This is a genomic window from Roseateles koreensis, from assembly GCF_028595305.1.
Classification (GTDB): domain Bacteria; phylum Pseudomonadota; class Gammaproteobacteria; order Burkholderiales; family Burkholderiaceae_C; genus Paucibacter_A; species Paucibacter_A koreensis.
The window spans coordinates 124598-147505 of sequence record NZ_JAQQXS010000005.1 but is presented as its reverse complement, the minus strand read 5'-3'; the positions used below and the strand labels follow the sequence as shown (position 1 = coordinate 147505).

General features: G+C 62.1%; 19 protein-coding genes and 1 riboswitch. Of the genes, 9 read left to right on the top strand and 10 right to left on the bottom strand.

Annotated features, from left to right (window positions below; all coding sequences use genetic code 11):
* Window positions 1-103: 103 nt before the first annotated feature.
* Window positions 104-511 (top strand): hypothetical protein, encoded by a 408-nt coding sequence (locus PRZ01_RS06995; protein ID WP_273596054.1) that lies wholly within the window; start codon window positions 104-106, stop codon window positions 509-511.
* A gap of 411 nt (window positions 512-922) precedes the next feature.
* Here PRZ01_RS06995 and amt read toward each other — a convergent pair whose 3' ends face one another.
* From amt to PRZ01_RS06975, 3 genes are all read right to left on the bottom strand, one after another.
* Window positions 923-2464, bottom strand: a complete 1542-nt coding sequence (gene amt, locus PRZ01_RS06985) for an ammonium transporter (protein ID WP_273596053.1) — start codon at window positions 2462-2464, stop codon at window positions 923-925.
* An 89-nt stretch (window positions 2465-2553) separates the two neighbouring features.
* Window positions 2554-2892, bottom strand: coding sequence for a P-II family nitrogen regulator (glnK, locus tag PRZ01_RS06980; RefSeq protein WP_273596052.1), 339 nt, complete (start codon window positions 2890-2892; stop codon window positions 2554-2556).
* 36 nt (window positions 2893-2928) lie between these two features.
* Window positions 2929-3690 carry a TorF family putative porin gene (locus tag PRZ01_RS06975; RefSeq protein WP_273596051.1) on the bottom strand — a complete coding sequence of 254 codons (762 nt, stop codon included), beginning with the start codon at window positions 3688-3690 and terminating at the stop codon, window positions 2929-2931.
* A 254-nt stretch (window positions 3691-3944) separates the two neighbouring features.
* On the opposite strand from PRZ01_RS06975, the gene PRZ01_RS06970 reads away from it, so the two are divergent.
* Window positions 3945-5456, top strand: a complete 1512-nt coding sequence (locus PRZ01_RS06970; protein WP_273596050.1) for a YifB family Mg chelatase-like AAA ATPase — start codon at window positions 3945-3947, stop codon at window positions 5454-5456.
* A gap of 52 nt (window positions 5457-5508) precedes the next feature.
* Here the strand turns inward: PRZ01_RS06970 and PRZ01_RS06965 are convergent, their stop codons facing one another.
* On the bottom strand, window positions 5509-6234 hold the full coding sequence (locus PRZ01_RS06965; protein ID WP_273596049.1) for a glycine zipper 2TM domain-containing protein: 726 nt from the start codon (window positions 6232-6234) through the stop codon (window positions 5509-5511).
* 140 nt (window positions 6235-6374) lie between these two features.
* The gene (metH, locus tag PRZ01_RS06960; RefSeq protein ID WP_273596048.1) at window positions 6375-9107 is read right to left on the bottom strand and encodes a methionine synthase; all 2733 of its coding nucleotides are present in this window, start codon (window positions 9105-9107) and stop codon (window positions 6375-6377) included.
* Between the two features lie 51 nt (window positions 9108-9158).
* Window positions 9159-9266, bottom strand: a riboswitch (S-adenosyl-L-homocysteine riboswitch).
* Window positions 9267-9362: 96 nt separating this feature from the next.
* Between metH and PRZ01_RS06955 the strand changes: the two genes are divergently transcribed.
* Window positions 9363-10559 carry an HD-GYP domain-containing protein gene (locus tag PRZ01_RS06955; RefSeq protein WP_273596047.1) on the top strand — a complete coding sequence of 399 codons (1197 nt, stop codon included), beginning with the start codon at window positions 9363-9365 and terminating at the stop codon, window positions 10557-10559.
* Window positions 10560-10782: 223 nt separating this feature from the next.
* Here PRZ01_RS06955 and PRZ01_RS06950 read toward each other — a convergent pair whose 3' ends face one another.
* Window positions 10783-11934: a PEP-CTERM sorting domain-containing protein gene (locus PRZ01_RS06950; RefSeq protein ID WP_273596046.1), complete on the bottom strand. Its 1152-nt coding sequence runs from the start codon at window positions 11932-11934 to the stop codon at window positions 10783-10785.
* A 285-nt stretch (window positions 11935-12219) separates the two neighbouring features.
* Between PRZ01_RS06950 and PRZ01_RS06945 the strand changes: the two genes are divergently transcribed.
* Entirely contained in the window at window positions 12220-13068 is an 849-nt protein-coding gene (locus tag PRZ01_RS06945) for a Crp/Fnr family transcriptional regulator (protein WP_273596045.1), read from the top strand.
* Here the strand turns inward: PRZ01_RS06945 and PRZ01_RS06940 are convergent.
* The 4 genes from PRZ01_RS06940 to PRZ01_RS06925 all read right to left on the bottom strand — a co-directional run bounded on the left by PRZ01_RS06940 (window position 13046) and on the right by PRZ01_RS06925 (window position 16675).
* On the bottom strand, window positions 13046-14095 hold the full coding sequence (locus PRZ01_RS06940) for a homocysteine S-methyltransferase family protein (protein ID WP_273596044.1): 1050 nt from the start codon (window positions 14093-14095) through the stop codon (window positions 13046-13048). The two genes, PRZ01_RS06945 and PRZ01_RS06940, sit on opposite strands and share 23 nt — an antisense overlap.
* Window positions 14096-14119: 24 nt before the next feature.
* On the bottom strand, window positions 14120-14845 hold the full coding sequence (locus PRZ01_RS06935; RefSeq protein WP_273596043.1) for a ProQ/FinO family protein: 726 nt from the start codon (window positions 14843-14845) through the stop codon (window positions 14120-14122).
* Window positions 14846-14921: 76 nt separating this feature from the next.
* Window positions 14922-15617 (bottom strand): DUF4197 domain-containing protein, encoded by a 696-nt coding sequence (locus PRZ01_RS06930; protein WP_338111457.1) that lies wholly within the window; start codon window positions 15615-15617, stop codon window positions 14922-14924.
* A 29-nt stretch (window positions 15618-15646) separates the two neighbouring features.
* Window positions 15647-16675: a fumarylacetoacetate hydrolase family protein gene (locus PRZ01_RS06925; protein WP_273596042.1), complete on the bottom strand. Its 1029-nt coding sequence runs from the start codon at window positions 16673-16675 to the stop codon at window positions 15647-15649.
* Between the two features lie 85 nt (window positions 16676-16760).
* On the opposite strand from PRZ01_RS06925, the gene PRZ01_RS06920 reads away from it, so the two are divergent.
* The 5 genes from PRZ01_RS06920 (at window position 16761) to PRZ01_RS06900 (ending at window position 22879) form a co-directional block, all read left to right on the top strand.
* Window positions 16761-17825, top strand: a complete 1065-nt coding sequence (locus PRZ01_RS06920; protein ID WP_273596041.1) for a DUF3108 domain-containing protein — start codon at window positions 16761-16763, stop codon at window positions 17823-17825.
* Window positions 17826-18022: 197 nt separating this feature from the next.
* A complete protein-coding gene (locus PRZ01_RS06915) occupies window positions 18023-18316 on the top strand; it encodes a BTH_I0359 family protein (RefSeq protein WP_273596040.1) in 294 nt (97 codons plus the stop codon).
* An 87-nt stretch (window positions 18317-18403) separates the two neighbouring features.
* Complete coding sequence (locus PRZ01_RS06910) at window positions 18404-20845, top strand: ATP-binding protein (RefSeq protein ID WP_273596039.1); 2442 nt, start codon at window positions 18404-18406, stop codon at window positions 20843-20845.
* A 20-nt stretch (window positions 20846-20865) separates the two neighbouring features.
* A complete protein-coding gene (locus PRZ01_RS06905; protein WP_273596038.1) occupies window positions 20866-22014 on the top strand; it encodes a TraB/GumN family protein in 1149 nt (382 codons plus the stop codon).
* A gap of 10 nt (window positions 22015-22024) precedes the next feature.
* Window positions 22025-22879 carry a PhaM family polyhydroxyalkanoate granule multifunctional regulatory protein gene (locus tag PRZ01_RS06900; RefSeq protein ID WP_273596037.1) on the top strand — a complete coding sequence of 285 codons (855 nt, stop codon included), beginning with the start codon at window positions 22025-22027 and terminating at the stop codon, window positions 22877-22879.
* The last annotated feature ends 29 nt before the right edge of the window (window positions 22880-22908 follow it).

Genomic DNA, 22908 nt, shown 5'->3' with positions numbered 1-22908 from the left:
AGGGCAGTCAATTCACATGGCTTCGTTTGCATCTTGGCCTGAGTTGGGAAGGAACGTTTTCTGACTTTGAACAGTCAAAAGAGGTCTGGCTTTGGGACTTGCAATGAGACCTCGGGTTGCGATCTTGGTCATTGTTGGCGCACTCCTGGGGCTGCTCATTGGCTACCCGATGACAATAGGCGTGTTCATGGGTTTCTACAGGCTGCAACACCCATGGCATGGTGAGCTTTCCACCGGCCAAGTTTGGGATTCATTTTTTTACGCCTTCCTACCGCCATTCCTGTTGTGGCTGGGCGGTGCCATTGCCTTCGTTTTAACTACAAAGCGGCGTCAACACGTTTTGAAATGCTCGGTGGCCGCGATTGCAGTTTTGGCTCTGGTAGCGTTTGTGTCTCAATTCAAAGGCTGGGAGCATTCGCCCTCGCAGTATTTGATCTTTACGTTTCTATTCAGGCCCGGTCTGATGCTCTTGGCTGCTGCATTGACTTGGAGGCTTTGGCAAGCCAAGTAAAGCGGGTTGTCTTGCCGGTCTCGCTCAAAGACGAAGGTAAGTCTCCCTTTGCCACGTTGACACGATTGCTGGGGCTCACCCAGCGGGCGTCTCCACCTGGGCGCTATTCCACTTGAGCATAGGTGGCAGCCCGCCCAGCGATGGCCTTGTCTGCTTTGTTGCGGTCACGTATGCCGGGTGCACTCACACCTTCGAAGTCGTGGGCCAACGCAAGCCTCGTGATCTCCCGCAGTTCTAGCTCCTGGTCACAGACGATCTGGCACCGAGCAAAGTACACGTCAGCTTTAGGTTTACACCGGTCGTTATGAATCAAATCGCATGGGGCCAACCCCATAGAAAAAGCCAGCGGGACATTCGTCCGGCTGGCTTTTCGTTGGAAGCGCGACCTGCGCGCTTCGAGCACCGTTTGTGTTACTTGTGGTAGGCCGTCTCGCCGTGCGAGCTGATGTCCAGACCTTCGCGCTCTTCTTCTTCCGTCACGCGCAGGCCGATGACCATGTCAACGATCTTGAAGGCGATCACGGAGACCACGGCAGACCAGACCACCGTCAAACCGACGGCCTTGGCCTGAACCAGCACTTGGGCTGCGATCGAGTAAGCGTCGGGCGTCACCGAAGTGGCGGTCACCCAGTCACCCACAAAGCTCGGGCCACCCAGCGCGGGGGAGTTGAACACACCGGTCAGCAAAGCACCAATGATGCCGCCCACACCATGCACGCCGAAGACGTCCAGCGAGTCGTCAGCGCCCAGCATCTTCTTCAGGCCGGACACACCCCACAGGCAGGCAAAGCCGGCGATGACACCAACGATCAAGGCACCGCCGATACCGACGTTGCCGGCAGCCGGTGTGATGGCAACCAAGCCAGCCACAGCACCCGAAGCGGCACCCAACATCGAGGCCTTGCCTTTGTGCAGTGCTTCACCTGCAGACCAAGCCAACACGGCAGCAGCCGTGGCAATGAAGGTGTTGATGAAGGCCAGGGCGGCAGTGCCGTTGGCTTCCAGCGCGGAGCCGGCGTTGAAACCGAACCAACCCACCCACAGCAGCGAGGCACCCACCATGGTCAGCGTCAGGCTGTGCGGCGTGAAGGCTTCTTTGCCGTAGCCGATGCGCTTGCCGATCATGAAAGCACCCACCAAGCCCGCCACAGCGGCATTGATGTGCACGACGGTACCGCCAGCGAAGTCCAGCGCGCCCCATTGCCACATCAGGCCGGCGGTGCTGTTGACCTTGTCAACGACGGCGGCACTGGTGTAGGCGTCCGGGCCAGCCCAGAACCAGACCATGTGCGCGATCGGCAGATAGCTGAAGGTGAACCACAGCGCCAGGAAGGCCAGCACCGCGGAGAACTTGGCGCGCTCAGCGAAGGCACCCACGATCAGGCAGGCGGTGATACCGGCGAAGGTTGCCTGGAACGCCGCATAAACCATCTCAGGAATGACCACACCCTTGCTGAAAGTGGCCGCGTTGGCGAAGGTTCCGGCGACATTGTCCCAGATGCCTTTCATCATCAAGCGGTCCGTACCGCCGATGAACGCATTGCCTTCGGTGAATGCCAGGCTGTAGCCGTAGATCACCCACAGCACGACGATCATCGAGAAGGCCACCATCACTTGCATCAGGACGGACAGCATGTTCTTGCTGCGCACCAGACCGCCGTAGAACAGCGCCAGGCCCGGGACCGTCATCATGATGACCAGCAGCGTGGACAACATCATCCACGTGGTGTCGCCCTTGTTGGGCACCAACACAGGGGCGGAAGCGGCATCCACGCCCGACGCTGCAGCGTCAGGTGCAGCGGAAGCAGCCAGGGCTGGCGTGTCAGCCGCAGGAGCGCTGTCAGCGACGGCGGTGACTGCCGCCGAGGCCGGGGCAGACGCGGTGTCTTGCGCCCAAGCGGCCGGTGCGAGCACCGCGGCAGCCAAAGCCAGACAGGCAAATAGTTTCTTCATTGAAGTCTCCAACAGGGAGCAGGGTGAATGAGGAGGATTTAAATGGGACTGCGCCGGGCGCATGACGGCGCGATAAGCGCCGGAACGCGTTACAGCGCTTCGTTGCCGGTTTCGCCGGTGCGGATGCGCACGACCTGGTCCAGCGGCGACACGAAGATCTTGCCGTCGCCGATCTTGCCGGTCTTGGCTGCGGACTCGATGGCTTCGATGACTTGTTCGACCACAGCGTCATCCACCGCCGCCTCGATCTTCACCTTGGGCAAAAAGTCCACCACGTACTCGGCGCCACGGTACAACTCCGTATGGCCCTTTTGACGGCCAAAGCCCTTGACCTCGGTGACAGTCAAGCCTTGCACGCCAATGGCACTCAGGGCTTCGCGCACTTCGTCAAGCTTGAACGGCTTGATAACGGCAGTGATCATCTTCATGGTTCAGTCCTCGCAAAAATCGTCAAAGCAATCGAATCAGAAAGTCTTCTTCACGGAAACCACCAGACCGGTCTTGCCCAGGTTCTTCATCGATGTCAATGACGAACCGCCGTAGTAGGCGTCAGAGTCGGTGCCGATGACGGCCGCGCCAAAGGTCAGGCCGGCGTAATCCTTGTTCACCGTGAGGGAGTAGTCGGTGTAGCTGGCGGCGCTGTTGTGCGCGACCTTTTGATAGCCGATATGCGGGGTCACCGTCAGGCCTTCGGCCACTTCGAAGGTGGCGGACACATCGAGGTAGCCCGAGCCCTTGCTGTCGACGTTGCCGAACAAATCAGTAACGCTGTGCGAATACTTGGCGGTCACCGGGCCGAAAGTCAGCGCGGCATAGAGCTCAGTCGTGTTGGCGCTCGGGTTCAGGTCATTGCTGGGATAGACGTAATTCAGCACGCCCACATCCAGCGTCAGGCCCTTGGCCACCTCGGTCTTGTAGCCTCCATAGAGGTCAATCTCGACGTTCGCGCCACCGTTATAGGGGGCATCCTTGATCCATTTGATCGTGGAACCCCAGGCGCCGATGTAGAAACCGCTTTCGGCAGCGTAGTCCACGCCACCTTGCAAGGCGGGATCAAGGCGCGATTGTGAAATACCGCGATAGCGGTACTCATTGGTCACGCTCACGTTGAAGCTCAAGGGGCTGACAGGTGCGGCCTCTGCAGCGGCAGCGGGGGCTTCTTCAGCGTAGACAGGCATGGCGCCGGCCACCAAAGCGAGAGCAAACAGAACGGAGACTGACTTCATCGTAAAACTCCTGGCAAGTTGTTCAAAAGATGAGAAGGGCACGCTTTACAAAGCATCGAAGTCAGTAAAGCAGATTCCGTGCCAGCTTTTTCAAGTCGCGAACTTTCGCGCTTTGTTACCGTTTGCAAGGGCCAACCCTTGCACCGTGCCCTAACAAGCGCACCACGGCGGGGTATGCAGCACCCAATACGCACTCATTTGGGTTGCGCACCAATTTCGTGCATTACGGATTTGCCCCAAATTAAGGAAAATGCATGTCGCTCGCCCTTGTCCACAGCCGCTCCCTGGACGGCATGAACGCAGCCGCCGTTAGCGTGGAGGTACATCTGGCCAACGGGTTGCCCAGCTTCACCCTGGTCGGCTTGGCCGAGACCGAGGTCAAGGAGTCTCGCGAGCGGGTGCGCGCAGCCTTGCTCAACAGCGGGCTCTCATTCCCCCACAACAAAAGAATCACGGTGAACTTGGCGCCGGCCGAGTTGCCCAAGGAAGGCGGGCGCTTCGACCTGCCCATTGCGCTGGGCTTGCTGGCCGCCAACGGTCAAATCGACGCCAGCCAACTGGCCAACTTTGAATGCGCAGGAGAACTCTCCCTGGGCGGCGAACTGCGCCCCATCCGCGGCGCACTGGCCATGAGCCTCGCCCTGCGCCGGGAGCATCAACAGCGCAGCCTGATCCTGCCGCAAGACAGCGCGGCGGAAGCGGCGCTGGTGGACGATGTGCAGGTGCTGGAGGCCCGGCATCTGCTCGACGTGGTGGCCGCCTTACAGACAGGCAGCGAACAGCCGCTCCCCCGTGCACAAGCATTGCCGCGCCAAGTGGCGCCAGCGGGCCCCGATCTGCGCGATGTCAAAGGCCAGGCTGGCGCCAAGCGTGCGCTTGAAATTTCTGCAGTTGGCGAGCACTCACTGTTGTTGGTAGGGCCACCAGGCACCGGAAAGTCCATGTTGGCGCAACGCTTGGCAGCCTTGCTGCCCCCCATGACCAATGAACAAGCCCTGGAGTCGGCCGCGGTGCTGAGCCTTTGCGGGCAATTCCAAACCCAGGCCTGGGCGCAGCGCGTCATGCGAAGCCCTCACCATACGGCGTCCGCCATCGCCCTGGTCGGTGGCGGCAGCTCGCCCCGGCCGGGCGAGATTTCACTGGCCTTGCATGGCGTGCTCTTCCTGGATGAATTGCCAGAATTCAATCGAACCGCCCTGGAAGCGCTGCGCGAGCCCCTGGAGACGGGCCGCATTCTGATCTCGCGGGCGGCGCGGCAGTCTGAATTTCCGGCACGCTTTCAACTGGTGGCGGCGATGAACCCCTGCCCCTGCGGACACTTGGGCAACCCGCTGCATACCTGCCGCTGCAGCCCGGAACAGATCACGCGCTACCAGGCGCGACTCAGCGGCCCGTTTCTGGATCGGATCGACCTCTCCATCGAGGTACCGGCGGTGCCGCCCGCCGAGTTGGCCGCCCTGGCCTGCGGCGACAGCAGCGCCGTGGTGGCTCAACGCGTTGCCGATGCCCGGCAACGGGCGGTCGATCGACAAGGCTGCAGCAACACCCGCCTCACAGGCGCCCTGCTGGAACAGCATGCACAGCCAGACGCCAAAGGGCTGGCGTTTTTGCAAAAAGTGACCGAACGCCTGGGTTGGTCGGCGCGCAGCTATCACCGCGTGCTGCGGGTGGCGCGCTCCATCGCCGATCTGGAAGCCAGCCCCGACATCCACCAGCGGCATATCGCCGAGGCCGTGCAGATGCGGCGCGGGCTGTATCGCGCTTAAGAAAGGGGGCGCCTCCTCAGCCGCCTCCCCCGGATCAACCGCTCCAGTCGCTTCAGGGCTGCCGAATCACCTCGCCATCACGCAAGCGAACCACCTCACCAACCCGCAGTTGCGGGTCATGGTCGTATTCGGTGCTGGAACTGCTGCCATCGGCATGGTTGAAGCGCACCACCCACGCGTGGCGCGCCTTCTGCTTCTTTTCCATCTCGTTGCCGAAGTAACCCCCGGCCGCTGCGCCCCCCACGGTTGCCAGCTTCTTGCCGTTGCCACCGCCAATCTGGTTGCCCAGCAAACCGCCCAGCACAGCGCCGCCAATGGCGCCGATACCGCTCGCCTGACCTTCACGCTGGACTTGCTGCACGCCGGCCACCGTTGCGCATTCAGCACACAAAGCAGGCGCCTCCTTGGCCGCCGGCCGGGGTTCAGATTCCAAAGGCGGCGCCATCGACGACTCGGGCTGACGTGCCGGCACTGGCGCATGGTGCGCGACCTGCTTGCTGCCCGACGCCACGGAAGGCAAGGCTTTTGCAGCCCCCACAAGTGGCGCTGGCGGCGCACTCGCCGACACAGCACTCGCGGGGGTCGCGACAGCGGCCACGGTAGATGCAGCCGTAGCGGGCGTCGAAGCCGCGACAGGCGCTTCCGACACCAAGGCTGCAGATGAGGCATGAGCGGGGCCGCCCTCCACACCGCTTTGCGAGCGGCCCAAGGCGTAAACGCCCGCCAACAAGGCGAGCAGCAGGACGATCCCGATAGAACGTTGAGAAGCGGTGTTCATGATCTGACAAGAAAGTGAGGGAAAACCATAGTTTTCTAGCATGCCACGCAAAATTGCGCCAGTGCCTCAACCCACGCGCCAAGGTGTAAGCACGTGTTGAATACCCGTTGACGATTCGAATCGGTTTCTCGGTCCTGCCTTCAAAGCAAAGGCGCCAAGGCACGCTGAGCGGCCTCTTGGGTCAAGGCCATGCGCTGGGCCCAGTCGGACACCTGATCGGCCCCGATCCGGCCGACATTGAAGTACGCGGCGTCCGGATGGGCAAAGTAGAACCCCGAGACACTGGCGGCCGGCGTCATGGCCATCGACTCGGTCAGGCCCATGCCAATCTCTTCCGGTGCCAACACGCGGAACACCTCGCGCTTGACCAGATGGTCCGGGCAAGCCGGGTAGCCCGGTGCCGGGCGAATGCCACGGTACTTCTCGGCAATCAACTCGTCGGCGGAAAGCGTTTCGTCCGCCGCATACGCCCAGAACTCGGTGCGCACACGCTGATGCAGGCGCTCGGCAAAGGCTTCAGCCAGACGATCGGCCAAGGCTTTGAACATGATGGCCGAGTAGTCGTCCAGATCGGCAAGGAATTGCGCCTCTTTCTTGTCCACACCCAGGCCCGCAGTGACGGCGAACAGGCCGATGTAATCGGGCACCTGCCCTTTGGGCGCGATGAAGTCAGACAGGCAGCGGTTGGGCCGCTTCACCCCGTCCACCACCGGCCGCTCCGACTGCATGCGCAAGCCGTGCCACGTCATCAGCACCTCGCTGCGTGATTCGTCAGTATAAATTTCAATGTCATCGTCGCTCACTTGCGCAGCCGGGTACAGGCCGAACACGCCATTGGCCTGCAGCCAACGCCCGCTGATGAGCCGCTGCAGCATGCGCTTGCCGTCGCTGAACACGCGTTGCGCCTCTGCCCCGACGATTTCGTCCTTCAAGATTGCGGGGAAGGGCCCGGCAAGGTCCCAAGTCTGGAAGAAGGGGCCCCAGTCGATACTTTCAGCCAATTCCGCCAAGTCGTAATTGCGGATCACCCGGCGGCCAATGAACTGCGGCTTCGGCGGCACATAACTCGTCCAATCAACGGCGTGCTTGTTGGCCCGCGCCTGCGCCAGCGTCACCATGGGCGTCTGCTTCTTGTTGGCATGCAAATGGCGGACTTGGTCGTAGTCGGCCTTCAGTTCGGCGATGAACTTGGCGGCGCGCTCGTCCGACAACAGATCACTGCACACACCCACGCTGCGCGAGGCATCGGGCACGTAAACGACCGGACCTTCGTAATGCGGCGAAATCTTGACGGCAGTGTGCACGCGGCTGCAGGTGGCGCCGCCGATCAGCAGCGGCGTGCCGCGCGAGCTGAAGTACGCGTCCCGCTGCATCTCCGCAGCCACATGCTGCATCTCCTCCAGGCTGGGCGTGATCAAACCAGAGAGACCGATGATGTCGGCGCCCTCTTCCTTGGCCTTGGCCAGGATGTCCTGGCAGGCCACCATCACGCCCATATTGACCACTTCAAAGTTATTGCACTGCAGGACCACCGTGACGATGTTCTTGCCGATGTCATGGACATCGCCCTTGACCGTGGCGATGACGATCTTGCCTTTGGGTTTGGCTTCGGCACCGGCCGCGATCATGGCCAGCTTCTCTGCCTCGATATAGGGCAACAGATGGGCCACCGCCTGTTTCATCACACGGGCCGATTTGACCACCTGGGGCAAAAACATCTTGCCCGCGCCAAACAGGTCGCCCACCACATTCATACCGGCCATCAGCGGGCCTTCGATCACGTGCAGAGGGCGCCCACCCTTGGCTTGCACCGCCTGCCAGGCTTCCTCCGTGTCCTCGGTGATGAACTCCGTGATGCCATGAACCAGCGCATGGCTCAGGCGCTGATCCACATCGCCCACACGCCAAGCCAGCCGGGCGCTGTCGTCGCGCGCCATGCCTTTGGCCCGCTCAGCCACCTCGATCAATCGCTCACCGGAGTCGGGTCGCCGGTTCAGCACCACGTCTTCGACACGCTCGCGCAACTCTGCATCCAGGTCGTCATAGACGCCCACCATGCCGGCGTTGACGATGCCCATGTCCATACCCGCTTGAATGGCGTGGTAGAGAAACACGGTGTGAATGGCCTCCCGGACCGGGTCGTTGCCGCGAAAGCTGAAGCTGACGTTTGAAACACCACCACTGACTTTGGCACCCGGCAAGTTGCACTTGATCCAGCGCGTGGCCTCAATGAAGTCGACCGCGTAGTTGTTGTGCTCCTCAATGCCGGTGGCAATGGCAAAGATATTGGGGTCGAAGATAATGTCTTCAGGCGGAAATCCGACCTCGTCTACCAACATGCGATAGGCGCGCTCGCAGATTTCAGTCTTGCGCGCGTAGGTATCCGCTTGACCTTTTTCGTCAAACGCCATCACCACCGCCGCCGCGCCATAACGCCGCACCAAATTGGCCTGCCGCTTGAATTCAGCCTCGCCTTCCTTGAGCGAGATGGAATTGACGATGCCCTTGCCTTGAATGCACTTCAAGCCGGCTTCGATCACGCTCCATTTGGAGCTGTCGATCATGATGGGCACGCGGGCTATTTCGGGCTCACCCGCGATCAGGTTCAAAAATCGCACCATGGCAGCCTGGCTGTCCAGCATGGCCTCGTCCATATTGATATCGATCACCTGCGCGCCGTTCTCGACCTGCTGCCGAGCCACCGCCAGCGCCTCTTCGAACTGCCCGTTCAAGATCAAGCGGGCAAATGCCTTCGAGCCCGTGACGTTGGTACGTTCCCCGACGTTGACGAACAAGGTTCCGGCACCAATCTGCACGGCCTCCAAGCCGGAAAGCTTCATTGCGGGGGGGGTGGGTTGTGCAGCAGACGACATGGCAGCCTCAAAAATTCGATGACCGCGAACTCACCGCGGCCCAGTACAGGGATTCGGTGAGCGCCGTTGCAGGAGAGCACGCAGTCGGACTCATCCGCTGGCACCCCTTGTTCAAGCCTGGCACGCCCCTGAAGGCCTGTCGCAACGCTCCTTGAACCGAGCTGGATTTTACGCTCAGCCGGAGCGCTCGAGTCCTAATTCTCAAGTTCAACGGATTTCAAGACGACAATCTACAAAAAAGAGAGCGATGCCGATTTGGACCTGATCCCGTTTCCTGCTGTTGCACTGCGCTTTGGTCACCCCTTGCCCTACTCCATTCGGGACGCCGAAGGGAAGCTGCTGGTCATCAAAGGCCAAGTCCTGCATGACAGCCCCCATATGCGGGAGGTGATTGCCCGTGGCGTGTGGGTCCAGGCCCACGAAACCAAGGAATACCAAAAAGCCCTGGCCCACAAGATGGACACCTTGATGCACCAAGGTGCCGCGCTGGGCGACATCATCAAGGCCGAGGCAGACATCGTCAAAAACGAACGCCAAAGCGCCCGCCCGGAGTTGGGCCTGCAAGCCGCCTGGGCTGATTTTCACGAACATGCCGCCAGCCTCTTGCGTGAGCCTCGGGTGGAGGACTTTCGCCCGCGCTTTCAGCAGCTGCATAACGACGCCCTTGCACGGCTTGCGCGCCAACCCGATTCAACATTGACGCTGCTGATCTTTGAGTCCAGCCAGGACTTCTCGCGCTATAGCAGCCGCCACGCGCTGCTGTGCCTGGTCTTGGCTGAATTGTGTGCTCGCCATTTGGGATTGCCCGATGACCATCGACTGGCCCTGACGCAAGCAGCGCTGAGCATGAACATCGCCATCACCATTGCACAAGACCGCTTGGCCAGCCAGCAAGACGCAGCCACCGAGGCCCAGCGGCGCACCTTGATGGGCCACGGCGATCGCAGTGCGGCGCTGCTGGAAAGCCTGGGGGTGAGCGCCGAACTTTGGCTGCATACGGTGCGCCTCCACCACGAAGTGGGGCCGGGCCCTTTGGCGGGCCGCTCGCCGGCCGAGCACCTGGCCCGCCTGCTGCGCCGCATCGACAGCTATGCCGCACGACTCAGCCCGCGACGCACCCGCCAAGCCATGGCCGGCGCAAGCGCCAGCCGGTCGGTCTATCTGGATGAGTTGCGTCAACCCGATGAAGCGGGTGCCACCCTCATCAAAACGCTGGGCTTGTACCCGCCGGGGAGCCTGGTTCGCCTGGCCAATGGAGAAGTTGGCATGGTGTTCAAGCGTGGTCACAGCGCGACGGAGCCCATGGTGGCTGCGCTGCTGGGCAAGAGTGGCAATCCGTTGAGTGAGCCAGTACCGCGGGACACACGGCTGACCACCCAGGCCGTCGCCGGCAGCCTCGCCCCGCATGAACTGAAATTGCTAGTGAATATGGAGCGGTTGCTGAAATTGTGAGCGCTGCGCGCGATGCACCGCCGCCAACCACCCGAACAGGCGCTTGCTCGACCGCGTTGAGATCATCAACGCAGCCCAAGGCCTCAGCTCCCAACAAGAGGGTTCGACTCGAAGGGGCAACTCAGGCGCTCGGGTTGCGGCGGTGCCAGCCTTCTTGACACGCTGCACTGAAGGGTCGCCCGCTGAATAAAGGCGCGCGCATTCCGTCTACGCTGACCGCTGTTCAGCGGTCCCGCTTCATGCGGCGGCGCGAAAGCCCGGAGATCATCAGACAACCGGCCACCATCATTGCCAAGGTGCCAGGCTCTGGCACGGCGGCAGTCGGGATCAACTCATAGGCATGCGCAGTGCCTCCCGGCGAATTCGCCGTACCCACGATCACACCCTGGTCACTGATCCCGGTGGCGGAGGTCGCGGTGTTGTTGGAAAAGTCCCAACCCTCGGCGATCACCGAAGCCGGCACGAGACTGGCAATGCTGTAGGTCGCTGTGCCATCAAACAAAAAGGGTACAGAGTAGGCCCCGCCCCCGCTGCCCAGCACCTGGCCAGAAGCATTGATGGCCACACCATAGCCACTTGAGGCCAAAGCCGGCAATGCCATTTGGGTGAGCGTGCCGTTTGAAGACCAGACCACCGGCGTGCAGCCGCCCCCATTGACATTGCTACAGCCTGCAATCGCTCCGCTGCTGTTGATGGCATAGGGCGCCGTGCCGTTCATGCCGGAAAGCGGTGCCAATTCGGTCATCTTCCCGCTCACAGTGTCATAGACTAGGCCCACGCTCAGGGCGGCATTGTTCGGGTTCACACCTTGACCAACGATCAGTCCGCTGGCGTTGATGCCCTTGGCCACGGTCATGAAGCTTCCATCCGCAGCGGTCGCGGAAATGATGGACGGGACACCGTTGTTCCACATGGCAGCCCGTTGACTGCTGCTTGACCCGACGCTGCCAACGATGATGCCGTTGTTGTTGATGCCATTGGCTTGCCCCGTCAAGTAGTCGCTCGGCAGGGCGAGTGCCGTGCCCACGCCACTGCTGCTCCACGTCATCGGGGTCTGGCCATAGCGCAGGTTGTTCTGTCCAACACCTACCGATACCCCGCTGTCATTCACGGCCAAGGCGTTTGAATAGACATAGGGGCTGCTCATGCCGATGATCGCGCCCCCGCTCGACCACATGACCGGCGTAAAGCTGGTGCTGCCCAGATTGCGCCCAACAATGGTTTGGCCGTTGGCCGAAATCGCCGTAGCCTGCGAGCTGTCACCGGCGGACATCACGCCCAGATCCACGAAGGTGTATTGCGGAGCATCGGCATGCGCGGAAGGGACTGCGGCGCAGAAGACCGATGCCGCGATGGCAATCTTTGACATATGCATGAAGATTCCTCTGAATGATTGAAACCTCCGAAGGTCCGCCTGAAATGACGGGTCCGAGGTTGGAGGAGTCCATTGTTCGAGTCAGTCTCTCCGCCAATCTGTCAAAAATTGGACAGAACAGGGTGCGCCCCAGGGGCGCATTTCCATTGCCATAGGCTCAAAAATCGTCCAGTCGTTCCGACTTTTCGAACTGTGCCTTGTCGCTCCAGTTGGCTACAACCCGCCCCGGTTAGCCGGTTGAATTTCGGCAAAACTGAACCACTGATACTGCCCGGGTTCAATGCCATGCTTGTTGATTTCAAGGTCGACGCCGCCTCCCAATGCACACAACGTCCGCAACATACAAACCGGGCGCTACAACCTCGCACCTGCGCAAGTCAACAAGCCCGTCAATTAGCGCACCGTTATCTGGCCCAAACCCTGGGCTTCAGCGCTTGTTCTGCTGCAACCCTCGAGCGGCTGGTGGGCGGCGGGCACTTGAAGGTGCTGGCCAAAGACGAGCATCTGATCCACAACGGCGAGCCCTTTGACATGCTTGCCGTCATCGTCGACGGCGCGTTAAATTTCAGCCAGATGCGCATGGACGGGCAACGCTATCTGCTGGGGGTACAGATGGCGGGGGACACGGTCGGCTACGTGCCGATGGTCGACGGCTCGCTCTATCCCTATGACACTTGCGCGCGGTCGCCGGGCACCCAGGTTCTGCTGATTCCAGGGGCGCATGTGCGCCAAGAGCGCTTGCGAGACCCAGGCATCGGCCGTGCCATCGAATTGCAATTGGCCTACCGAATGCGCATGGCCTACGCCAAGCTCAACCGCGATACCGGGCAGGCCATCGACATCCGCCTGGCCAGCACCCTGGTCCTGTGGGCCAAGCGTTATGGCATTCCCCGATCAGGCACCTTGGTCATCGAGCAGAAAGTTTCGCAAGACGATTTTGCAGACATCCTGGGCTCCAGCCGGCAACGCATCAACTTCGCCCTTCGCAAACTCAAAGAGGCTCGGTTGATTGCGCTGCGCTATGGCTGCATCGTGATTCTTGACCTGGACAAGTTGATCGAATTCGCCAGCGACAAGGTGGACATGAGCCCCGCGTTGTCGCCGCCCGACTTCAGGCGCTCACCAGATTGCTGAAGAACTTGTCGCCGCAAACCCGCGGCTTGTAGGCCGAGACCTGCTGCGCAATGGCGGCAATGTGCGCAGGCGTGGTGCCACAGCAGCCACCAACGATGTTCAAAAATCCACTCTTGGCGAAGTCTTCCATCAAGCGCCCGGTGACATCGGGCGTCTCGTCGAAGCCGGTATCGCTCATCGGATTGGGCAAGCCTGCGTTGGGATAGCAACTGATCGCCGTGGCGCCCGCCGCCTTCGCCAATTCTTCGATATAGGGGCGCATCAACGTCGCCCCCAAGGCGCAATTCAAGCCAATGGCCAAAGGCTTGGCGTGACGCACCGAATGCCAAAACGCGGTGACCGTCTGTCCGGAAAGAATACGACCCGAAGCATCGGTCACCGTGCCAGAAATGATCACCGGCAGGCGCTCGCCGGTGTCTTCCATCAATTCATCGAGCGCAAAAATGGCGGCCTTGGCGTTCAAGGTGTCGAAAATCGTCTCCACCAGGAACAGGTCGACGCCGCCATCGAGCAAGGCTTTGCCCTGCTCGTAGTAGGCTGCGCGCAAGGTGTCGAAATCGACATTGCGCGCGCCGGGGTCATTGACATCCGGGCTGATCGACGCCGTGCGCGGCGTCGGGCCGAGCGCACCCGCCGCAAATCGCGGTTTGTCCAGCGTGCTGTATTTGTCGCAGGCCTCTCGGGCCAGGCGTGCCGCCGCCACATTCATCTCGTAGGCGTAGTCCTGCAGGCCATAGTCTTCCTGCGCCACCGAGGTAGTGCCGAAGGTATTGGTTTCGATGATGTCGGCGCCCGCCGCCAGATACTGCTCGTGAATCTCGCGAACCACCTCGGGCTTGGTCAAGGGAAGTAAATCGTTATTTCCCTTGAGGTCCTTGCCATGCGCAGCAAATCGTTCACCACGAAAATCAGCCTCGGTGAGTTTGTAGCGCTGCACCATGGTGCCCATCGCGCCATCAAGTATGACGATGCGCTTTTGCATGATGGCGGGCAGCGCTGCGCCGCGGGTGTAGTGAATGGCGTTCATGCGAGCATTGTAGGAAGGCCAGATTTACCGTGCCGGGCGGCCGGCATTGGGACGTGGGCCACGCGGCCCGCGCTGCCGTGGGTCAGCGTCACGCTCGCCTCCCGCCCGCTGCGGGCGGCGGGGTTGCTGGGGTTGACGGGGCCGCTGCGTGTCTCGCGGCTCTTGCGCGGGCTGGGCGGCACGCTCGGCACGCGCAATCTCCAGCAGCCCGGGCAGCTCGGCTTCCGTCACGCCTTTGAGCACGCAGAAATTGCTCAAGGTCAGGGTCGTGCGCTCAAAATCATGCAAAAGCCCCGCGCGGTTGCGGGCCTGGGTTTGTTCCAACTCGATGCGCTCTTGCTGCAGACCGCGTCGGCGTGCCAACTCTTCGCGAGCAGCCAGACGATGTTCTTCGCTCAACTCGCCGGCCTGCTGACCATCTAGATCGAAGCGATGCGTGGCCCGGCCCAGCGCAATCAGGTAACCGGTGTTACCGGTGAAGCGGCGCAGAAACGCCGAGAGCTGCGCCTTCGTGAACAGGCCCGGGGCGCGCTCTTGGATGTCCGCCTGGATGCGCAGCTTCAGCGGCTTGAAATCACGCCCGCCAAACAGGGCCGGAAACAAGGCACGCAACTTGGCGGCACACTCGGCAGGAGACAGGTCGGCGGCCACCGGAGCAGCTGTTGACGGGGGAACTACCGGAGCGGCGGACGCCTCCTCAGCACTCGGGATCGAGTTCAGATCGGGCGTCTCGTTGGAAGAATCATTCATGGCTGGCGCGAAAGGGCTTCAAAAGTTCAAGCCTCTATTGTCGTTCACCCGCCGCGCCTGCCGGTATCCCCAAGACTCAAACCCCGAAAACCTGCTTGAGCAAGGCGCTGCCCGTGCCCACGGGGTCTTGGCGAATCCGGCGTTCCTCGTCAGCAATCATGTGGAACAAACCGTCCAGCGCGCGCCCGGTGACGTAATGCGGCAGGTCGGCGTCCTCGCTCTTGATCAAGCCCAGCCCAGCGGCTTTGCCTGCCACCGCGTTGTACTTGTCGGACAAGGCCACCTTTTGCGTAGCCTGCGTCACGATAGGCAAAAACTGCCGGGCCAAAGGCTCGCGCGTCTTGCCGGCAAAGTACTGGGTGATGGCATCGTCGCCGCCTTGCAAGATGCGCTTACCGTCTTCCACGCTCATAGAGCGGATGGCGGAGCTCAGCAAGGGCTTGGCGGCGGGAACAGCGGCCTCCGCCGCACGGTTCATCGCCACCAGCAGATCATCAACCTGCTGCCCCTGCCCCATCATCTTGAGCAACTGCACGCCATCCTTCAACTGACCGGGCAAATCGATGCGCACCGCCGGGTTGCCCTGAAAACCATCTTTGCGCCCCAGGTTGGCGATGGCCGAATTCGCGCCCCGCTCCAGTGCCGCACGGATGCCCGACACGGCATCCCCTTCACTGAGGCCGGCCCATGCAGGCAACGCCCAGGGCGCAAGCAAGGCCCCGGCCCACAGGCCCGAGCCCAAAACAGCCTGGCGACGATTCAAAGACATCATGGAGCGGCTCCGTCAAAGAGAGAGTGAATTCAGACTGTAGCGCCCGGCGCCGCGCCCGCCTCAGGCGCCTCGGGCTCATGCACAGACACCACATCTTGATCAATGGCGCCAAACACGCTCAAGCCGTCGCGGCCTTTCATTTCGATGCGGATACTGTCGCCAAACTTCATGAACTCGGTCTTGGGCACGCCCTTTTCAAGGGTTTCAATCGCACGCTTTTCAGCGATGCAGCTGTAGCCACGGCTCCAATCCTTGTTGCTGACTGCCCCTGAGCCCACAATGCTGCCGGCACGCACCCGCCGCGTCTTGGCGAGATGGGCAATCAGCTGACCGAAGTGGAAATTCATTTCAGGCCCGGCTTCACACTGGCCGACTTTGCGGCCGTTCCACATGGACTGCAAACTCAAATCCACCCGCCCCCCGGCCCAGGCCGCACCCAATTCGTCGGGCGTAACGGCCACCGGACTGAACGCGGTGGCCGGCTTGCTTTGAACAAACCCTTGACCTTTGGCCAACTCCGCCGGGATCAAATGCCGCAAGCGCCAGTCGTTGGCCAACATCAGCAGCCGCACGCCTTCCAGCGCCTGCCCGGGCGTGGCGCCCATGGGCACATCGCCGGTGATGACGGCAATCTCCGCCTCGAAGTCAATGCCCATCGCCTCGGACACAAAACGCGCCGGTTCGCAGGCGCCCAGAAAATCATCGCTACCGCCCTGGCACATCAACGGGTCCAGCGCGGCGTTCTCAGGCATATCTACCCCCGCCGCCTTGCGCAACAGCGCTCCATGGTTGAGGTAAGCGCAGCCATCGGCCCATTGGTAGGCGCGCGGCAAGGGCGCCATGCACCGTGCGGGCTCAAAATTGAAGGCATGCCGCAACTTGCCATGATTGAGGCTGACCGAAAGCGCCTCCAACTGGGGCGACAAAAAACCCCAGTCGTCCAGCACCTGCTGCAGGCGGCTTGCAATACCGTTGGCGTAGTGCGCCTGGCTCAGGTCACGCGAAACGACGACAAGCTGACCATCACGGGAGCCGTCTTTATAGGTGGCAAGTTTCATGGTTGAGGCACAAGGCGGGAGGGATCCATAGACAATTCGCATTGTCCCCTGCCCGCCCGGCATCGCCCATGACTCCCGCATCCTGATGCCGATCCCCCTCAAGCCCTTCAAACCGGCCAAGCCACTGGCCGTGGCCCTCGCGCTCAGCCTGCTGGGCCACGGGCTTGCGCTGTTGCCGCCGCAAATACCACGGCCCCGCCCCAGTGCGACGCTGAGCAGCAAGGGCGGCGCATTTGCGCTGGCCCTGCAAACCCGTCAGCTGCCCTCGCCCCCCACAGCGGCAATAAAGGCACTAACTACCCACGCCGCCGCCATGGCCACTGCCCCCCCGACCCACAACGCCCCAACGCTGGCGCCCGCGCCGACGGAGCCCATCGACTACGCTGCCGAGGCAAGGCCTGCGAACAACACCGAATCCACAACGCCCTCGGCCCCCTCCACAATCACCGCGCCCGTCGCGCCCGACACACAACTCCGCCCGGGCCGACCCGCTCCCAGCGGCGAATGGACCTATCGCCTACGTAGCGCCGAGGGCGAGGGCACGGCGCGCCTGAGCTGGCATCAAGACAACGGCCGCTACGCCTTACGTCTGGAGCGGGACATCGCCGGGCACCCCTTGCCCGCCTGGGTCAGCCAAGGCGAGTTGAATGAAGCGGGCCTTGTACCTCAGCGTTATGTTCAGCAGCGAGGCGGGCGTGATCGTGCGGCCATCAATTTCCGCCAGGCAGAAAATTTGCTGAGCTTTTCAGCCAGCAGCGAGGTGCTGCCGCTGGCGCCCGGCACCCAGGACCGCATCAGCTGGTGGCTGCAGTTAGCAGCCCTGGTGGAGGCTGATCCGGCCTACTTCACCCCGGGCCGTGCCTTCTCCCTGCGGGTGGCCGGCCTGCGCGGCAACGCCCTGGCTTGGCAGTTCGAGGTGTTGGACGTCGAGGCCTTGCCCCCCGATGCGGATAACCCTGATCAGCCAGCCATACCCGTCTTCATACACGTACACCGGCTGCCGCAAGGCCCGTACAGCGGCGACGTGCACCTCTGGCTGGACCCCGGGCGCCACCATCTGCCAGTGGTTTTGCGCTTCGAAATGCCTGAGCAGCAGCATTGGTCGCTTCAGCTGATTCCCTCTACGCCCGCCTCTGCGGCGTTGCACTGAGGCGGCAATGGGATCCGCTCCCCCTGGCTAGGGGGAATAACGTCAATTTTTTACGTCAGCCACACAAAATTCCCGCCAAAGAACTGCCGAAATGCTCGGCAATCTGACACTATTTGTGCACGGCCACGTTCCTGAACTTGCCGATAAGGCTTGAAGAAGGCTCGGTTGGCCGCAATTGATGCTGAAAGGAGATTTCCATGCATATGCTCTACAACTCCCCCAGCTTCAGTGTTGTCAAGTTCGACATCCAGGTGAATGAACCTGCACCAGGCGAATTCCTGCAAGCCAATCCCGAGTTGCAATTGCATCGCGGGGGCTACGAGATCGTCGATAAATTCAGTCGCAAAGAAATCTTCATCGAAGGCGCGCTGGCGCAACAATTTCAAGATGGCGTCGAAGCCTTGATCGAACAAGATCCCACCGAGGAAGACCTCGACGACTACATCGAAAGTTTCGCCAGCATGGGGCATCAACCGGTGGTCATGCATTGAATTGAACCCGCGTCTGCCCGGCCCCTCATCCCAGGTTCCCGGGTGGATGCAAATGAGCGCTTGTACTGTGCACGCAGCTAAGCCAAGATGGGGTTGCGCCACCGCAGCGGTGGTAGCCTGATCAAGAGGGATGCCATGGTGATGAAGCGCTCTGCCGCCAGCTCTCCAGCCAAGCCAGCCTTGGCTGCTTCCGCACGAACCGCAAAACAGGCAAGCGCCAACCCGGGCGGCGAGTTCAAGGGCGAGGCCCATGTGCTGGCCTCTCCTGGCCTCAAAGAGGCCCCGGTGCTGGACCGCATGTGCTCTCAGTTTGTGTTGACGCTCACGGTCAAACACGCCGGAAAGTTCAATCTGCGCCGTGATTTCAATGGCTTGTTGTCCTTCACAGGGCGGCATCTGGTGTGGCCGGTTCGGGTGCTGGGCCGGCTGCGCGATTATTTGCGCCAACGCTGTCAAGGTAACGAGTTATGGGCAGGGCATGAAACCCTGAGCCACGAGGACTTTTTGCTGCGCTACGGCGTGTGGACCGGCCCCTTCTCAGAGTCGACCCTGTTTTTCTACCTGGACGAATACGTCAAGGACGCGCCCAAAGACATGCTGGCCCTGCTGGCCACCACCAGCGAGTGGCTGGATCGCCAGCTCAAACGCGAGTCCACGCTGGTTGAAACCAATATCGACGCGTTAGGCAATCTGCTGCAGCTCAATCCTGCTGAGCGAGCCCTGCTGCTGTACGGCACCTTGGCGCGCTACCAACGCGAGTTGCGCGGCGCCTTGGTGGAGTTCAAGGTCAACACCGCGCAAGAGGCCTTCGCCACCATTGCCGCCGTGGCGGGGGTGAACGCCCAGGAGGTGGCCGAAGCCCTGCGGGCCGGCTCCCGGCTGGAGCGCATCGGCATGGTGGAGAACCTCATCTCCGAGCACAACATCACCGACCTGGCAGACCTGATGAAGGTCAGCGACCAATTGCCGCCCGTGCTGATGCGCGAGTACAAGGGCCCGCACGACCTGATGGCGGTGTTCACCCGCCCCGCCAGCGCCAGCACCTTGGCGCCGGCGGATTTCGATTTCGTCACGGAAGATCTGGATATGGTCGCCAGCCTGTTGCGCCAGGCCGTGGCCCGCCACGATGCAGGCGTCAACATCCTGCTTTACGGCCCCCCCGGCACCGGCAAAACCGAGCTGGCCAAGGTGGCCGCCCATGCCGCGGGGCTGGACTTGTATGAGGTCGAATATGCGGACCGCGATGGCAACTCGCTTTCCGGCCGCGATCGCTACCGGTCCTTGCAAATCAGCCAGGTTTTTCTCAAGGCCAGCGCGCACGTCGCCCTGCTGTTTGATGAAGTGGAGGATGTGTTTCCTCCGCTGTCCAGCGACACCGCGCAGTTGATGGCGCGGCTGGATGCCAGTGCTGAAGCACCCACCAGCGGCTCGGTCAGCGGCAAGGCCTGGGTCAACCAGATTCTGGAAACCAATCCGGTGCCAGTCATCTGGGTCACCAATCGCATCGAACAAATCGACCCTGCATTCCGGCGCCGTTTTCAGTACCACCTAGAGCTGAAATCCCCGCCGCCCGGCGCCCGCCTGCGCTTGGTTACCTCGGCTTTGGCCGACGTGCCGGTCGGCCCTGAATTCGCGGCCCAATTGGCCGAACGCCGTGGCCTCACGCCGGCCCAGGTGCGCACCGCCGTGCGTTTTGCCCAACTGGCCGGCCCGATACAGGATTGCGAACGCCTGATCCTGCGCCAACTTGAAAACGCCGACAAAGCGCTCGGCCATTCCGCCCAGCAACGCGGCGCGCGCCCGATGGTGACGCAATACGCACTTGATCTGCTGAATTGCGAATCCAAGTTTGAAATTCCGCGCATCGTCGCCGCCTTGCAGCGCCGCAGCAGCGGCAACCTGTGCTTCTACGGCCCGCCCGGCAGCGGCAAGACCGCCCTGGCCGAACACATCGCCCAAAGCCTCAAGCGCCCGCTGATGGTGCGGCAAGCCAGCGACCTGAGCAGCAAATTCGTGGGGGAGACCGAGCAAAACATGGCGCGCATGTTTGAAGCAGCAGCCTCTGAAGGCGCCGTTCTGCTGCTCGACGAGGCCGATAGCTTCTTGCGCAGCCGCCGCATGGCCGAGCGCAATTACGAGGTGTCCGAGGTGAATGAAATGCTGGCCGGCATGGAACGCTTTCCTGGCATCTTCATCTGCACCACCAATCTGTTTGAAGATCTGGACGAAGCCGCCTTGCGCCGCTTTGCATTCAAGATTCAGTTCAAACCGCTGCGCGCCGAACAGCGGGAACGCATGTTCCGCCGTGAAGCCTTGAGCGATGACGACGCCACGCTCACCGCCGAGCAAACCAGCCGGCTGGCGACGCTGGATGTGCTGACCCCCGGCGACTTTGCGGCCGTGCGGCAGCAAATCGAAATCCTGGGCGAAGCGCTGTCGGCGGACGAGTTCCTGGCCCAGTTGGAGGCCGAACACCGCAGCAAGCCGGGTGTGCGCATGCGGCGCGATCTCGGCTTCTTCCGGCATTGAAACTCTGGCATGGTGGCGCCATGCGCCCCTCAGACCTTCTTCATCGTTTCGTCCGTTTTTGCCGCCCGCTCTACACCGCCGGGCATCGCACGGCCTATCGGGCCACGCTGGGGCATCAGGTAGGGGTCGGTAGCGTTTGGCTGCTGATCGCCGCTGCCGCCAACAACACCCTGGCCGCCCCGGCCTGCCCGCCCCTGGCGGAAATGCCCAGCACGGCCCAGGCACAAGCACTGGCCCGCACGGCACCCGACCGCGGATTTCTCTTTCGCCTGCGCCGCGACGGTCATGACTCCTACCTGTACGGTAGCCTGCACATCGGGCGCATGGCCTGGGTCTTTCCCGGACCGCGCCTGCGTGAGGCGATGCAAGAGAGCGACACCCTGGCACTGGAGTTGGACATCAGCGATCCCGCCACTTTGCAGGCCTTGGCGCAAGGCCCCGCCCACGCCCGCCCCTACACGCCCAGCGCGAAGCTCCAGCAGCGCCTGGCCCGGCAGACCCGCCTGGCCTGCCTGCCCGAAACGGCCCTCAGCCATTTGCACCCCTTGCTGCAATTGAGCAACCTGATGGCGCTGGATTCACGCTGGGATCGGCTCGACCCCAGCTACGGCCAAGAGATGATGCTGGCCGGCTGGGCGCAACAAACCGGCCACCCCATCGTCGCCCTGGAGTCGGTGGACACCCAATTGCAGGCCCTGATTCCGGACGACCCGAAAACGGCTGAAACCCAGCTGCAAAGCGGCCTGCAACAATTGGAGCAAGGTGTGCTTCGCCGCAGCACCGCGCGTCTGGCCACCGCCTGGGCCGACAGCGATTTTCCCACGCTGGCCGCCTATGAAAGCTGGTGCCACTGCATCTTCAACGCGCAAGACCGGGCCGAACTTCGCGCCCTCAACGACGACCGCAATCCCGGCCTGGCCGAACACATTGCCGCGCTGCACCAGCAAGGCCACCACGTGCTGGCCGCAGTCGGCAGCCTGCACCTGACCGGCCCGCAAGCCCTGACCCTGTTGCTGGAGCGGCACGGCTTCGAGGTTCAGCCAATCCATCCGACGTACCATCCGGCGTACCATGCGGCAGACTCCGCCGCCGACCGGAATCCGGCGCGAAGTGCCTCGTCAACTTCGGCCAGAATCTCAAACACCGGTAGCCCACTCGATCCACCGTGAAGGAACTTCCATGGCCGACAACAGCTTCAGCAAATTTGTCCCGGGTTTCGATTTTCTGCAAGGATTGGTCAAAAACGCTGGCGCCGCCTTGCCCGGCATCGGCCAATGGGTGGCCCCCACGCTGAACCCTGAAGAGCTGGGCAAGCGCATCGAAGAACTGCGCACCGTGCAATTCTGGTTGGAACAAAACGCCCGCATGCTGGGCGCCACCATCCAGGCGCTGGAGGTGCAGCGCATGACCCTGTCGACCTTGAAGTCGATGAACGTGCCGCTGGCTGAACTGAGCAATGCCCTGAAATTGCCCAGCGCAGACACCGCCAATGCGGCCTTGTGGCCGGCGATGCCCGGCCTGAGCCCGGACCTGTTGGCCGCAGCAGGCAAAAGCCTGCCCCAATCGGCATTGGCGGCGGGTGGCGCCGCAGCGGCAGCCGCCGGCTCGGCCGTCACATCAGCAGTCAGCTCGGTCGCCCGTGCGGCCAGCAAGCCGGCAGCCAAGTCTCGCAAAAATGACGCCGGCGAGGCGTCCGCCCTGCCTTCCGCGGTCGACCCTTTGCAGTGGTGGGGTGCCCTGAGCCAGCAATTCACGCAATTGGCTGCCAATGCCATGAAGGACACCGCCACCGATGCCGCCAAGAATTTGGCCGGTGCCATCGTCAAGCAATCCTTTGACGCCGCCGGAGACACCTTGCGCAAGGCCGCCAGCGTGCCTGGCGCGGTGGCCGGCAGTGTGGTGGGCAGCATGAGCAAAGGCGTGAGCAAAACACTGGGGGCCAAGCCCGCGCGTGCGGCGGCCAACAAGCCTGCCTTGCGCAATGCGGCCAACGCCGCGGCCAAGCGCAGCCCAGCCCGCAAACCCAAGGCTTGAAATCATCACGACGTTTTAAGCGCCAACTC

Excerpts from the sequence above, each read along its gene's own strand:
- PRZ01_RS06995 (WP_273596054.1), top strand. The coding sequence starts at position 104 with ATGAGACCTCGGGTTGCGATCTTGGTCATTGTTGGCGCACTCCTGGGG.
- amt (WP_273596053.1), bottom strand. The coding sequence starts at position 2,464 with ATGAAGAAACTATTTGCCTGTCTGGCTTTGGCTGCCGCGGTGCTCGCA.
- glnK (WP_273596052.1), bottom strand. The coding sequence starts at position 2,892 with ATGAAGATGATCACTGCCGTTATCAAGCCGTTCAAGCTTGACGAAGTG.
- PRZ01_RS06975 (WP_273596051.1), bottom strand. The coding sequence starts at position 3,690 with ATGAAGTCAGTCTCCGTTCTGTTTGCTCTCGCTTTGGTGGCCGGCGCC.
- PRZ01_RS06970 (WP_273596050.1), top strand. The coding sequence starts at position 3,945 with ATGTCGCTCGCCCTTGTCCACAGCCGCTCCCTGGACGGCATGAACGCA.
- PRZ01_RS06965 (WP_273596049.1), bottom strand. The coding sequence starts at position 6,234 with ATGAACACCGCTTCTCAACGTTCTATCGGGATCGTCCTGCTGCTCGCC.
- metH (WP_273596048.1), bottom strand. The coding sequence starts at position 9,107 with ATGTCGTCTGCTGCACAACCCACCCCCCCCGCAATGAAGCTTTCCGGC.
- PRZ01_RS06950 (WP_273596046.1), bottom strand. The coding sequence starts at position 11,934 with ATGCATATGTCAAAGATTGCCATCGCGGCATCGGTCTTCTGCGCCGCA.
- PRZ01_RS06945 (WP_273596045.1), top strand. The coding sequence starts at position 12,220 with ATGCTTGTTGATTTCAAGGTCGACGCCGCCTCCCAATGCACACAACGT.
- PRZ01_RS06940 (WP_273596044.1), bottom strand. The coding sequence starts at position 14,095 with ATGAACGCCATTCACTACACCCGCGGCGCAGCGCTGCCCGCCATCATG.
- PRZ01_RS06935 (WP_273596043.1), bottom strand. The coding sequence starts at position 14,845 with ATGAATGATTCTTCCAACGAGACGCCCGATCTGAACTCGATCCCGAGT.
- PRZ01_RS06930 (WP_338111457.1), bottom strand. The coding sequence starts at position 15,617 with ATGATGTCTTTGAATCGTCGCCAGGCTGTTTTGGGCTCGGGCCTGTGG.
- PRZ01_RS06925 (WP_273596042.1), bottom strand. The coding sequence starts at position 16,675 with ATGAAACTTGCCACCTATAAAGACGGCTCCCGTGATGGTCAGCTTGTC.
- PRZ01_RS06920 (WP_273596041.1), top strand. The coding sequence starts at position 16,761 with ATGCCGATCCCCCTCAAGCCCTTCAAACCGGCCAAGCCACTGGCCGTG.
- PRZ01_RS06915 (WP_273596040.1), top strand. The coding sequence starts at position 18,023 with ATGCATATGCTCTACAACTCCCCCAGCTTCAGTGTTGTCAAGTTCGAC.
- PRZ01_RS06910 (WP_273596039.1), top strand. The coding sequence starts at position 18,404 with ATGGGGTTGCGCCACCGCAGCGGTGGTAGCCTGATCAAGAGGGATGCC.
- PRZ01_RS06905 (WP_273596038.1), top strand. The coding sequence starts at position 20,866 with ATGCGCCCCTCAGACCTTCTTCATCGTTTCGTCCGTTTTTGCCGCCCG.
- PRZ01_RS06900 (WP_273596037.1), top strand. The coding sequence starts at position 22,025 with ATGGCCGACAACAGCTTCAGCAAATTTGTCCCGGGTTTCGATTTTCTG.